Consider the following 12502-nt stretch of genomic DNA (forward strand, 5'->3'; position numbering starts at 1 on the left):
CCTCACTGCCTGTTTCGCGGGAATACGGTGTTTCAACTTACTGTTGTTGAGCCGCAATCCCCGGCACCCCAGCGCACGCTTAATCGTTGTCCGCCAGCACCGAACCCGCCAGGTACAGAGACCCGCAGATGAGCACGCGCGCCGGCCCCGGCACGCGGCCCACCAGATCGCGCAGCGCCTCCTCCACGCCGCCGGGCGCTGCCGCCACGTCGGCGTGGGGCAGGGGAAGGGCCTGGATCAGCGCGTCGGCCGGCTTGGCGTTGGGCTCGCCGGGAATATCGACGGCGCGCAGGGCGCTCAGGTGCGGCGCCAGGGGTCTCAGGAAGCCGGCGGTGTCCTTGTCGACCATCATGCCGCAGACGGCGGCCAGCGGCTTGTCGTTCCACGCCTTGGCGGCCTGGGCGAGGCAATGGCCGGCGGACGGGTTGTGGCCGCCGTCCAGCCACAGCTCCCACCCCTCGGGCAGCAGGTCCACGAGCGGGCCGCGCGTCAGGCGTTGCAGGCGGGCCGGCCAGGCGGCTTCGGCCACGCCCCGCGCCAGGGCGTCGTCGGACACCTTCAGGCCGGCCGCATGGGCGGCGGCCAGCGCCGCACCCGCGTTGGCATACTGGTGCGGCCCTGCGAGGCCCGGCGGCGGGCAGAGCAGGTCCACGCCGTCCATGCGGAAGCGAAGGCGGTCGTCATCCTCGCGCGCCACCGACCAGTGGCGGTCTTCCACGAACAGCGGCGCGCCGATGTCCCTTGCGTGGGCGTCGATCACCGCCATGGCCTCCAGCGGCTGGCGGGTGACCACGCAGGGCACGCCGGGCTTCATGATGTGCGCCTTTTCCGTCGCGATGGCCGCGATGGTGTCGCCCAGGAATTTCTGGTGGTCCAGGTCGATGGGGGTGAGCACGGTGGCGAGCGGCCTGTCCACCACGTTGGTGGCGTCCAGGCGCCCGCCCAGGCCCGTTTCCAGCAGCAGCAGGTCGGCCGGCGTGCGGGTGAAGGCGACGAAGGCCGCTGCTGTCGTGATCTCGAAGAAGGTGATGGGATCGGAGCCGTTGACCCGCTCCGCCTCTTCCAGCAGGTCGGTCAGCGCCTCTTCCGAAATCAGCCCGCCGGCCAGCCGGATGCGCTCGCGGAAGCGCACCAGATGGGGGCTGGTGTAGGCGTGGACGCGCTTATCCCCGGCCTCCGCCATCGCCCGCAGGAAGGCCAGCGTCGAGCCCTTGCCGTTGGTGCCGGCCAGGTGGATGACCGGCGGCAGGCGGCGTTCGGGGTGGCCGAAGGCCGCCAGCAGGCGCCACACCCGGTCCAGCGACAGGTCGATGACCTTGGGGTGCAGCGCCAGCAGGCGGTCCAGCACGGCGTCCGGGCGGCGGCCCTGGTGCGTCATGGAGGCGGTCAGCCCTTCTTTGGTTCGGACGGTTCGCCGGCCTCGGCCGGTTCCTTTTTCGGAGTCTCGGCCGGCGCGGCGTCGATGGGGCGCGCGTCCTCGTCGGCGGGCGCGGCGGTCTCGGCCACTTCCTGGTCGGGCGTCTTCGCGGGCTCGGCCTTGGCGGCGGGCGTCGCCTCGGCCTTGCCGGCGGGCTTGGTCTCGGCCGTCGCGGTCTCGCCGGTGCCGAACACGCCCTTGCGCTCGAACGGCACCACCTGACCGGCGGGACCGCGGTTGATGAGCAGGTTCAGGATGTTCGCCAGCTTGTCCTTCAGGTGGTGGCGGTGCACCACCGTGTCCACCATGCCGTGCTCGCGCAGGTACTCGGCGCGCTGGAAGCCCTCGGGCAGGGTTTCGCGGATGGTGCTCTCGATCACGCGGGCACCGGCGAAGCCGATCACCGCGCCGGGCTCGGAGACGTGGATGTCGCCCAGCATGGCGAAGCTGGCCGTGACGCCGCCGGTGGTGGGGTCGGTCAGCAGCACGATGTAGGGCAGGCCGGCGTCCTTCACCTTGTCGACGGCGACGGTGGTGCGCGCCATCTGCATCAGCGACAGGATGCCCTCCTGCATGCGGGCGCCGCCGGATGCCGGAATCACGATCAGCGGCGCATCCTGCAGCACGGCCAGTTCGGCGGCGGCGACGATGCCCTCGCCGACGGCAACCCCCATGGACCCGCCCATGAACGAGAAGTCGAAGGCCGCGATCACGGTGCGGACGCCGCCGATGGAGCCGTGGGCGACGATGATCGCGTCCTGCTCCCCGGTCTTGTAGCGGGCGTCCTTGATGCGGTCGTTGTAGCGCTTCAGGTCCCGGAACTTCAGGGGGTCCTCGGGCGCCTTGGGCAGTTCGATGCGCTTGTACTCGCCGTCATCGAACAGGGCTTCCAGCCGCTTCTTGACCGGAAGGCGCATGTGGTGGTCGCAGTGGGTGCAGACCTCCAGGTTCTTCTCCAACTCGCGGTGGAAGATCATCTGCCCGCAGGCGGGACACTTCTTCCACAGGTTCTCGGGCACCTCCTTGGGGCGCACAAGCTGCTGGATCTTGGGGCGGACGAAGTTGGTCAGCCAGTTCATCGCGTCTTCCGGTTGGATTCGCCGTGGGTTTGAAACGCGCCTTATACCTCAGGCGCGCGCCGCACGCACGCTTTCCGAAAGCTGTTTGACCAGCGTGAGCGCGGCATCGACGGCAGCCGGCGGATCATCCAGGTTCTCCGCCACCTTGTTGACCACCGCCGAGCCCACCACGGCGGCATCGGCGATGCGCGCCATGCCGGCGGCCTGTTCGGGCGTCTTGATGCCGAAGCCGACGGCGATGGGCAGGTCGGTGGACTTCTTCAGGTCGGAGATGGCGGCCGCCACCTCGTCCTCAACGGCCGAGGCCGACCCCGTGATGCCGGTGATGGACACGTAATAGAGGAACCCGCCGGCCTCGCGCAGCACCATGGGCAGGCGCTCGGCCTTGGTGGTCGGCGTGGTCAGGAAGATCAGGTGGATGCCGTGGGCGTCCAGGTGTTCGTTCAACTCCGGCGCCTCTTCCGGCGGCAGGTCGACGATGATGAGGCCGTCGGCCCCGGCGTCCCGCGCCTTGGCGGCGAATCGCTCGACGCCGTACTGGTAAATGGGATTGTAGTAGCCCATCAGCACGACCGGCGTGTCGTCGTCGCCCTCGCGGAAGGCGGCCAGGGTTTCCAGCGTGCCGGTCAGCGTCATGCCGCCGGCCAGCGACCGCAGGGCGGCGGCCTGGATGGCCGGGCCGTCGGCCATGGGGTCGGAGAACGGCATGCCCAGCTCGATCACGTCGGCGCCGGCGGCGGGCAGGCCCTTCATCAGCGCAAGCGCGCTGCCGCGGTCGGGGTCGCCGGCCATGGTGTAGATCACCAGCCCACCCCGGTTCTCCGCCTTCAGCTTGGCGAAGCGCTCGGTCAGGCGGTCGCGCTGGGTGGCGGCCGTGGTGGCGGCGGTGGAGGTCGAAACAGCGGCGGTCACAGGGAACCTCCCATATCGGTGCCCATGGCCTGGGCAATGGTGTTGACGTCCTTGTCGCCGCGCCCGCTCATGTTGATCACCATGATGTGGTCCTTGGGCAGGGTCGGCGCGAGCTTCATGGCATAGGCGACGGCGTGGCTGCTTTCCAGCGCCGGGATGATGCCCTCCAGCCGCGTGGTGTCCTGGAAGGCCTGCACGGCCTCGTCGTCGGTGATGGAGACGTATTCCACACGGCCGACGTCCTTCAGCCACGCATGTTCCGGTCCGATGCCGGGATAGTCCAGGCCGGCGGAGATGGAATGCGCCTCGGTGATCTGGCCGTCGTCGTCCTGGAGCAGATAGGTGCGGTTGCCGTGCAGCACGCCGGGGCGGCCGCCGGTCAGGCTGGCGGCGTGTTTCTCGGTGTCGACGCCGTGCCCGGCGGCTTCCACGCCGATGATGCGCACGTCCTGGTCATCGAGGAACGGGTGGAACAGCCCCATGGCGTTGGAGCCGCCGCCGACGCAGGCCACCAGGCTGTCGGGCAGGCGGCCCTCAAGCTCCTGCACTTGGCGCTTTGTTTCCTCGCCGATGACGCACTGGAAGTCGCGCACCAGCGTCGGGTAGGGGTGCGGCCCGGCCACCGTGCCGATGATGTAGAAGGTGTCGTGGACGTTGGTCACCCAGTCGCGCAGGGCCTCGTTCATGGCGTCCTTCAGCGTGCGCGAGCCCGAGGTGACCGGCACCACCTCTGCCCCCAGCAGCTTCATGCGGAAGACGTTGGGGGCCTGCCGGGCGATGTCGGTCTCGCCCATGTAGATGATGCACTTCATGCCGAACAGGGCGCAGACGGTGGCGGTGGCGACGCCGTGCTGGCCGGCGCCCGTCTCGGCGATGATGCGGGTCTTGCCCATGCGGCGGGCCAGCAAAATCTGGCCCATACAGTTGTTGATCTTGTGCGCGCCGGTGTGGTTCAGGTCCTCGCGCTTGAAATAGATCTTGGCGCCGCCGCACTGTTCCGTCATGCGCTTGGCGAAGTATAGCGGGCTCGGGCGGCCGACGTAGTGGGTCAGCAGGCCGTCCAGTTCCTTGTGGAACTCCGGGTCGTCCTTGGCGTCGTTGTAGGCCTTCTCCAGCTCCAGGATGAGCGGCATGAGCGTTTCCGCCACGTAGCGCCCGCCGAACAGGCCGAAGTGGCCTCGGTCGTCGACGCCGTTGCGGTAGGTGTTGAGAACGGTGGACATCGGCTGTGCGCTTTCGTGTCTGCGGGTGAACGGTGGGTCAGGCTGAGGCTTTTACGCCGTTGAGGACAAGGTCGATGTGTGCGGCCAGAACGTCGTCCAGGTCCAGCGGGTCGATCTCCTGGAAGACCAGTGTCCAGACCAGCGCCAGCAGTGCCGGGCCCATGAGGACCTCGGGCCTTCGCGTGGCCGGGCCGTCGCGGAATTCGCCCCGCGCCACGGCCTCGGCGACCAGGCTCCGCAGCGCCGCGCCGCCCCGCCGCACGACGGCGGTGTGGTAGTAGGAGGCCAGCTTGGGGAAGCGGGCGCCCTCGGCGATGATGAGCCGCAGCACCTCGCGCCGGTCGGTGGCGACCACCTCGGCATACAGCGCCTTGAAGACGCGCTTGAGCACATCGGCAACCGGCGCGTCGGGATCGTGGGCCAGGTCTTCCACCACGTCGATCAGCGGCTCGACCGAACGCCGGACGACGGCGTGGAACAGGTCGTCCTTGCTGGGGAAATAGAGGTAGACCGTGCCCTTGGCGACGCCGGCCCGGCGCGCGACCTCGTCCACCTTGGTGGCGGCGAAGCCTTTCTCCAGGAACAGGTCCAGCCCGGCATCCACGATGGCCGCCTCGCGATCCTCCCGCGTGTCGCCATGCCGCGAGCGCCGCGACGGACGCGGCGCGTCGTCGGCGACAGGAGAGGCGGCGATGGCGGGGCGGGTGCTCATGGCGCGGGCGCGTGTCCTGGACGGTGTTGGTGCGTGTCCAGGACTATAGTGACTGACCGGTCAGTCATGCAAGGGGTGATGTGGGTGGGGGGGCGATATCGCGGGTGCGTCCCTGCTTTCGCAGGGACGACGGGGTTATGGTGAAAAAATTGAACCGTCACCCGAGGGAAAGCGGGGTCTACCACCGCTGACAGCCGCCCGCCATCCTCACGGCCCCAGGAAGTCCCCCGGGCTGGTGGACGCCTTGAAGTCCATCAGCAGCCAGCCGTCGGACCCGCGCGCGAACTGCGTCAGGAAGAACATGAACCGCCGGCCGCCGTAGTGGACCTGGTAGACGCGGCGCAGCAGGCTGGAGCCGTAGTTCTGGTTCAGCAGCAGGTCGACGTAGACCACCTGGTCGGTCCCCGCCCACTGGCGCAGGCGCGCGACCATGTCGGTGAGCTGGCGCGGGTCGGCCTCCAGGGCCTCGCGCAGGCGGGCCTCGAAGCCGTCGTAGCGGCCGGCGCGCAGCTCGTTGAAGGTTCCCTCGGTCCAGCTTTCCGGACTATCGATGACCTGTCCGGCCGCCGGCCCGGTGGCGGCGGCAAACATCAGCGGCACCAGCACGAGAACGGCGCGCAGGCGGTGCAGCACGGCGGGCATAATGTACAATCCTCCCCTACGGCGGGCCGCAAGGACTTGATCGGCACCGCGGGAGCAACCATAACCCGCCGAACCGTTTCCGAAAACGACGCCCCTGCGCCCGAAGGCGGCGTCACATCAAACTCTTATCAAGTGTTGCCGCAGTGCAACGCTGTTGCCCGCTGGAGACCCCCTCTTCGTGACCGACACCAACCGCCTGTTGCAGAAGCACGCCCCCCGCACGTGGCAGCGCATGCTCTCGGGTCGCCGGCTCAACCTGCTGGAACCCTCGCCCGTGGATGTCGAGATCGAGGACATCGCCCTCGGCCTGGCGCGAAACACCCGGTGGAACGGCCAGACGATCGGCGAGCACGCCTGGTCCATTGCCCAGCACTCCGACCTGGTGGTGGACATCATGCGCGGGTTCTCGCCGGCCCCGCCGCCCTGGGTGCTGATGGCGGGCAAGCTGCATGATGCCAGCGAGTACGTCACACACGACCTCATCACCCCGTTGAAGGCCGTGGTCGGCGACGTGTTCAGGGAGGTGGAGGCCCGGCTGACGGCGGCCGTCCACATCCGCTTCGGCCTGCCGGCGCGGCTCGACCCCAAGATCAAGCAGCAGATCAAGAAGGCCGACCAGATCGCCGCGGCGACGGAGGCCGTGCAGCTGGCCGGCTTCACCGAGGCGGAGTTGAAGCCCATCCTCGGCATCAAGGCCAAACCGCTGGAGGGCGTGACGCTCGTCCCCCTGCCCAGCGACCAGGCCCGGCGGGTGTTCCTGGAGGGCTTCCACGCCCTGGAGGCCGAAATGGCGGCGGCGCGGCGCACCTGACCTGGCCGGGCGGTGTGAATGGACCGGGACGGGACTTTCCAGGGTTTCTAATGTACCGTCCGCCTTCCGTTCCCGTTCCCGTTCCCGTTCCGCCGGAGGAGCCGTGACCGCCGCCGCCGCCGTCCAGCCCGCGCACATGCGGCGCAACGTGATCGTGCTGTCCGCCGCCCAGGCGCTCAGCATGTCCACCGCCGTGTTGGTGTTTTCCGTCTCGGCGCTGGCCGGGGCGACCTTCGGCGTGGACCCGGCGCTGGTCACCCTGCCGCTGAGCCTGCAGATGGTCGCGACCATGCTGGCGACCTTCCCGCTGGCGCACCTGATGGCGAAGGTGGGGCGGCGCGTGGGGTTCACGGTGGGCCAGATGTTCGGCGTCGCCGGCGGCGTGGTGTCCATGGTGGCGCTGAACACGGGCGATTTCGTGCTGTTCTGCGCCGGCGGCGTGCTGCTGGGCATCCATAACGCAAGCTGGCAGTTCCTGCGCTTCGCCGCCGCCGAGACCTCCAGCGAGAGCTTCCGCCCGCGCGCCATTTCCTGGGTACTGGCGGGGGGCATCGTGGCGGCGGTGCTCGGCGGGGAGTTGGCGAAGGAAAGCCGCGAGATCCTGCCGGCGGTGTTCGCGGGCTCCTACGCGGCAACGGCGTTGCTGGCGCTGGGGTGCATCGGGCTGTTGCAGCTTCTGCGCATGCCGCCCCTGCCGCGCGCGGCGGAAGAAGAGGGCGGCCGGCCCTTCAAGCAGATCGCCGCCCAGCCGGCCTTCATCGTCGCGGTGCTGGCGGCCATGTTCGGCTACGGCGTCATGAGCCTGGAAATGGTGGCGACGCCGCTGGCCATGACCATGTGCGGCTTTTCCTTCAACGAAAGCGCCTGGGTCATCCAGTGGCACGTGCTGGGCATGTTCGTACCCAGCTTCTTCACGGGCAATCTCATCAAGCGGTTCGGCGTGCTGCCGATCATCATCACCGGCGCGCTGTTGAACATCGGCTGTGTGGCGGTGGCGCTGGCGGGCGTGGAGCTGGCGAACTTCTTCCTCGCCATGGTGATCCTGGGGGTGGGGTGGAACTTCATGTACATCGGCGGCACCACGCTGCTGACGGAGACCTACCGCCCGCAGGAGCGCGCCAAGGTCCAGGCCTTCAACGATTGCATGGTCTTCGGCGCCGTGGCGCTGGCGAGCTTCGGCTCGGGTGCCATGCAGAACGCCCTGGGGTGGAGCGCGGTGAACCTGTTCACCATCGCGCCCATCGGCCTGTCGCTCATGGCGGCGCTGTGGCTTCTGATGCTGCGCAAGCGGCAGACGGCCACGCAGGCCGCCTGACTCCCGGCAAGGCCTACTCGGCGGCAGAGAAGTCCACCACGTTCGCGGCGCGCGGCGCGGGCTCGCCCGCCTCGGCGCGCGCCGGCTCACCGCCCACCACCCGGTTGCGGCCGCCCGCCTTGGCGGCGTACAGGCGCTGGTCGGCGGTGGCGAACAGGGCGGTCCAGTCATCGCCCCAGCGCATTTCCGCAACACCGATGCTGGCGGTGACGCGCACCCCGTCGACCGGCTGTGCGTCCAGGGTCCGGCGCAGCTTTTCCGCCACGGCCACCCCTTGCGCTTCCGCGGTCTCCGGCAGCAGCAGGGCGAATTCTTCGCCGCCGATGCGGCCCGCCACGTCCTGCCGGCGGGTACCGTCGACCATGCGCTGGGCGGCATGGCGCAGGACCTGGTCGCCGACGTCGTGGCCGTGCGTGTCGTTGATGGCCTTGAAGTGATCCAGGTCCACCAGCAGCAGCGTCAGCGGCCGGTGATGGCGGCGGGCGCGCTCGGCCTCCAGTTCGAACACCGTCTGGAAGTGCCGGCGGTTGACCAGCCCGGTCAGGAAGTCGGTGTTGGCCGCTTCCTCCATGGTCCGCTGGGCGGTCGCGCGGCCGTGCTCGTAGTAGTACAGGATCGCCGTGATGCCGAGCGTCGCGCCCAGCGTGTTGTAGATGGCGACGAGCGTCACGCCCGGCACGCCGCGGGCCAGCATGTCCGCCAGCGCGATGCCGAGGCCGAGGACGAAGGCCAGCGCCGCGGCCAGTCCCCACCCTGCGCCCAGCATGAAGAAGGGAATGGCCGGAAAGAACGCCGCCCAGGCGAAGACGGCGTCATAGGGATTGCCGGTGGCGATCAGGAAGACGATCAGGATGCCGACGGTTCCCGAACTCACCCACGAGATGACGCGCGCGTCGCCGCGCCGGCGGTAGATGACGTAGGCGATCGTGATCGCAGCCAGCGCCACGGCCTGGGCGGCGGCATGGTGGACATAGCCGGTGTAGAGCAGGTCGAACGGAATGAAGAAGCCCAGCAGGCCGCCGCCGAAGACGTACATCCACGTCGCCAGCACGAAGTGCCGACGCTGGTCGCCGCACGCCAGATGCGGCGGCGGTTCCAGCCACCGGCTGATGATGGATCGGCGGGGCCGGACCTGCGTCATCCCCTTGTCCCCCTCTGCGTGCCCCGTCCGCGGCGACCCCTTCTACCGCCGCCGAAATACCCCATTCGGATGGTACGGCAGCAGGCCGCCCTTCGCAACAGCAGGCGCAGGACGACAGCCGCTCAGGGTCGGGCATTCTGTCCGGGCGCGTGCCGCGTCTCGGGCTTTTCAAGCGCTTGAGCTGCAACGGGCTCCGGCGGGCGGGCGGCCCACTCGTCCACCACACTGCCCGACCATAGCGGCACGCCGGTGCGGTAGGCGGCGCGGCCGATGATGTGGGCGCCGATGGGCGCGGTGATCAGCAGGAAGGCGATGATCGCGAAGACACGGGCCGTCACCGCCGCTTCGCCGAAGAACAGCGCCACGGCGGCAAGGATCAGCCCAGCCCCCAGCGTGCCGGCCTTGGTGGAGGCGTGCATGCGGATGAACACGTCGGGCAGCCGCGCCACGCCCAGGGCGGCGACGAAAGCGAAGAAGGCGCCCAGCACCAGCAGCAGGGCGATCACGATGTCGGCGATCATGGGCGGTGCTCCTTGAGCGTGTCGTCGTCGCCGTCGTCGTCGGGCTCCTCCAGGTCGGGCCCGTCAGGAATGCCGATGCTGGCCTCGGGCCGGGTCTCGGCGAAGCGGGCGAAGGCGAGCGTCCCCAGGAACGCCACCAGCGCCAGCGCCAGCGCCGCATCCAGCATGGCCGGGGCGCCCGATGTCATCGCCAGCAGCCCCGTCACGCACAAGGCCAGAAGGGCGACGGTGTCCAGCCCCACCACGCGGTCGGGCAGGGTGGGGCCGCGCGCCACCCGCCAGGCGCCCAGGGCGAAGGCGGCGGCCAGCAGGACGCTCGCGATGATGGCGGCCGCCGCGATGATCGGCCGGGCCTCGGCGAAGGCGGTCACGTCTTCCATCATCATCGCACTGTCTCCATCACGCGGCGCTCCATGCCCTCCTTCAGGCTCTTTCGCAGGGCATCGGGATCTTCGACGAACATGCCGTGCACCCACAGCGTCTTGCGGTCGGGCGAGACGTCCAGGCTGAGCGTGCCCGGCGTCAGCGAGATCAGGTTGGCGGTCAGCATGATCTCGCCGTCCTTCTCGGCGGTCAGGGGCACGGCGATGATGCCCGGACGGGCGTGGTGGCTGGGGGTCAGCACGTCCCACACCACGGCCACCGACGACCGAAACAGGTCGTAGAGGAAGTATCCCGCCAGCCCCAGCACCCGCCAGACGGCGCCGAAATAGCGGCTGGGCCCATAGAGCGGGCGGCTCGCCAGCAGGGCCAGATAGCCGACGGCGAAGCCGCTGAGAAGCGTCAGCCAGCCGAAGTTGCCGAGCAGGATTGCCCAGGCGACCATCAGCACGAGGTTGAGCATGAACAGGATCACGGCAGGCCTCCCAGCACGACACGGACATAGGCCTCGGGCGCAAGCAGTTCCTGGGCGGAGCGGGCGGCGAGGTCGAGGAACGGCTGCGGCGCCAGCCCGATGATGACGGTGATCGACGCCAGCAGAACGATGGGCGCGACCAGGGCCACCGTCTCGCCGCGCGTCAGCGCCACGGCGCCGACGCCGGCGTCGCCGTCGGGGTGGGGTTTCCAGAAGGCCTCCAGCCAGATCTTGCTCATGGAAAAGACCGTCAGCAGGCCCACCACCAGGGCGACGCCGGCGATGACCCAGGCCTCCACCTCCAGGCTCGCCTGGATGAGCACCAGCTTGGCCCAGAAGCCCGACAGCGGCGGAATGCCCGCCAGCGACAGGGCGGGAATGAGGAACAGCACCGCCAGCCACGGCTTCGCCTTGTAGAGGCCGCCGATGCGGTCCAGCTCGAAGCTGCCGGTGATGCGCTTGGCGACACCGCCCACCAGGAACAGGTTGGCCTTCACGATGATGTGGTGGACCAGGTAGAACACCGCGCCCAGCAGCGCCAGCGGCGTATAGAGCGCCAGGCCCATCACCATGTAGCCAATCTGGCTGATGATGTGGAACGACAGGATCTTGCGCACCTGGTTCTGCGCCGCCGCGCCCAGCACGCCCGTCACCATGGTCGCGCCGGCAATGGCCAGCAGAAGGCCGTGGGTGTAGTCGACGTCGGCGGTGAAGACCAGCGTGAACAGGCGGATCAGCGCATAGACGCCCACCTTCGTCAGCAGGGCGGCGAAGATGGCCGACACCGCCACCGGCGGCACGTGGTAGGACGCCGGCAGCCAGAAGAACAGCGGAAACACCGCCGACTTGATGCCGAAGGCGCCCAGGAACAGCACGGCGATGGTCGTCACCAGACCCGGCGCGTCCACGGTCTTCAGGGCGACGTGCAGGTCGGCCATGTTCAGCGTGCCCGTCAGGCCGTAGAGCAGGCCGATCGCCATGAGGAACATGACGGTCGCCACCAGGTTCAGCGCCACATAGCGCAGGCCGCCGTCCAGCTGCGCCTTGTCGCCGCCCAGCACTAGCAGGCAGAACGAGGCGATGAGCATCACCTCGAACCACACATACAGGTTGAACAGGTCGCCGGTCAGGAAGGCGCCTGTCACGCCCGCCAGCAGCACCAGGTACAGCGCGTGCCATCCCTGCCTGGAGCGGCCCTCGTCGATGTCGGCCATGGCGTAGACGGCGACGGCCAGGCCCGAGAGGGCCGTGATGACCACCATCACCGCCCCCAGGATGTCGGCCACCAGCGTGATGCCGAAGGGCGCGGCCCAGCCGCCCATCTGGATCGCCTGGGGCCCGTCGCGCCACACGGCCGACATCAGCAACAGCGAGACCAGCGTCATCAGCGCCGTGGTGCCCACGTTCACCCACTGGGGCGCCCGGCGGTCGCCCGTGCGGCTGGCGATGAACGCCAGGACCGCACCCGCGAAGGGCAGGGCGATGGGCAGGAACAGCAGCCAGGCGGCGCTCATGAACGGTCACTCCCCTCGGCGATGGTCAGGGTCTCGGAATCAGTGGTGCCCAGGTCCTTGTGGGCGCGGTGGACCAGCGACAGGGCGAAGGCGAACAGGCCGAAGCTGATGACGATGGCCGTCAGGATCAGCGCCTGCGGCAGGGCGTTGGAGACATCGCCCGCCGGTGCCGCCGCCCCCTTGGCGATCAGCGCGGGCGCGCCTTCCGTCAGACGTCCGCCGGCGAAGATCACCAGATTGGCGGCATTGCCCAGCAGTGCGAGCCCGAACAGGAAGCGCACCAGGGACCGGTCGAGCATGAGCCAGACGCTGGCGGCGGCCAGCACGCCGGCCAGCAGGGCGAGCAGAACGTCCACGGG

Annotated in this window: 14 protein-coding genes; 2 read left to right on the plus strand and 12 right to left on the minus strand. The window is 69.2% G+C overall.

Annotated elements, in window-relative coordinates; genetic code table 11:
• Nucleotides 1–79 precede the first annotated feature (79 nt).
• From LG334_RS06500 to LG334_RS06525, 6 genes are all read right to left on the minus strand, one after another.
• Nucleotides 80–1378, minus strand: a complete 1299-nt coding sequence (locus LG334_RS06500; RefSeq protein WP_404384428.1) for a bifunctional folylpolyglutamate synthase/dihydrofolate synthase — start codon at nt 1376–1378, stop codon at nt 80–82.
• A gap of 8 nt (nt 1379–1386) precedes the next feature.
• Nucleotides 1387–2496, minus strand: a complete 1110-nt coding sequence (accD, locus tag LG334_RS06505) for an acetyl-CoA carboxylase, carboxyltransferase subunit beta (RefSeq protein ID WP_404384430.1) — start codon at nt 2494–2496, stop codon at nt 1387–1389.
• Between the two features lie 48 nt (nt 2497–2544).
• Nucleotides 2545–3408 carry a tryptophan synthase subunit alpha gene (trpA, locus tag LG334_RS06510; protein WP_404384432.1) on the minus strand — a complete coding sequence of 288 codons (864 nt, stop codon included), beginning with the start codon at nt 3406–3408 and terminating at the stop codon, nt 2545–2547.
• Nucleotides 3405–4631: a tryptophan synthase subunit beta gene (gene trpB / locus LG334_RS06515; protein ID WP_404384434.1), complete on the minus strand. Its 1227-nt coding sequence runs from the start codon at nt 4629–4631 to the stop codon at nt 3405–3407. The genes trpA and trpB overlap by 4 nt, the downstream gene beginning before the upstream one ends.
• Nucleotides 4632–4668: 37 nt before the next feature.
• The gene (locus LG334_RS06520) at nt 4669–5343 is read right to left on the minus strand and encodes a TetR/AcrR family transcriptional regulator (protein WP_404384436.1); all 675 of its coding nucleotides are present in this window, start codon (nt 5341–5343) and stop codon (nt 4669–4671) included.
• Between the two features lie 207 nt (nt 5344–5550).
• The gene (locus LG334_RS06525) at nt 5551–5985 is read right to left on the minus strand and encodes a hypothetical protein (protein ID WP_404384438.1); all 435 of its coding nucleotides are present in this window, start codon (nt 5983–5985) and stop codon (nt 5551–5553) included.
• Between the two features lie 178 nt (nt 5986–6163).
• On the opposite strand from LG334_RS06525, the gene LG334_RS06530 reads away from it, so the two are divergent.
• Both LG334_RS06530 and LG334_RS06535 read left to right on the plus strand, forming a co-directional pair.
• Nucleotides 6164–6796: a YfbR-like 5'-deoxynucleotidase gene (locus LG334_RS06530; protein ID WP_404384440.1), complete on the plus strand. Its 633-nt coding sequence runs from the start codon at nt 6164–6166 to the stop codon at nt 6794–6796.
• 103 nt (nt 6797–6899) lie between these two features.
• The gene (locus LG334_RS06535; RefSeq protein ID WP_404384442.1) at nt 6900–8111 is read left to right on the plus strand and encodes an MFS transporter; all 1212 of its coding nucleotides are present in this window, start codon (nt 6900–6902) and stop codon (nt 8109–8111) included.
• 13 nt (nt 8112–8124) lie between these two features.
• Here the strand turns inward: LG334_RS06535 and LG334_RS06540 are convergent, their stop codons facing one another.
• The 6 genes from LG334_RS06540 to LG334_RS06565 form a co-directional block, all read right to left on the minus strand.
• Nucleotides 8125–9252 (minus strand): diguanylate cyclase, encoded by a 1128-nt coding sequence (locus LG334_RS06540; RefSeq protein WP_404384444.1) that lies wholly within the window; start codon nt 9250–9252, stop codon nt 8125–8127.
• Nucleotides 9253–9374: 122 nt separating this feature from the next.
• Complete coding sequence (gene mnhG / locus LG334_RS06545; RefSeq protein WP_404384446.1) at nt 9375–9773, minus strand: monovalent cation/H(+) antiporter subunit G; 399 nt, start codon at nt 9771–9773, stop codon at nt 9375–9377.
• Nucleotides 9770–10159: a monovalent cation/H+ antiporter complex subunit F gene (locus LG334_RS06550; RefSeq protein WP_404384448.1), complete on the minus strand. Its 390-nt coding sequence runs from the start codon at nt 10157–10159 to the stop codon at nt 9770–9772. The genes mnhG and LG334_RS06550 overlap by 4 nt, the downstream gene beginning before the upstream one ends.
• Nucleotides 10156–10629 carry a Na+/H+ antiporter subunit E gene (locus LG334_RS06555; RefSeq protein WP_404384450.1) on the minus strand — a complete coding sequence of 158 codons (474 nt, stop codon included), beginning with the start codon at nt 10627–10629 and terminating at the stop codon, nt 10156–10158. The genes LG334_RS06550 and LG334_RS06555 overlap by 4 nt, the downstream gene beginning before the upstream one ends.
• On the minus strand, nt 10626–12143 hold the full coding sequence (locus LG334_RS06560) for a Na+/H+ antiporter subunit D (protein ID WP_404384452.1): 1518 nt from the start codon (nt 12141–12143) through the stop codon (nt 10626–10628). Before LG334_RS06560 ends, LG334_RS06555 begins: the two co-directional genes overlap by 4 nt.
• The gene (locus tag LG334_RS06565) at nt 12140–12499 is read right to left on the minus strand and encodes a Na+/H+ antiporter subunit C (protein WP_404384454.1); all 360 of its coding nucleotides are present in this window, start codon (nt 12497–12499) and stop codon (nt 12140–12142) included. The genes LG334_RS06560 and LG334_RS06565 overlap by 4 nt, the downstream gene beginning before the upstream one ends.
• Between the last annotated feature and the right edge of the window lie 3 nt (nt 12500–12502).

This window comes from Caenispirillum salinarum (genome assembly GCF_044803115.1).
In the GTDB taxonomy this organism is placed as follows: Bacteria; Pseudomonadota; Alphaproteobacteria; order Rhodospirillales; family Rhodospirillaceae; genus Caenispirillum; species Caenispirillum salinarum_A.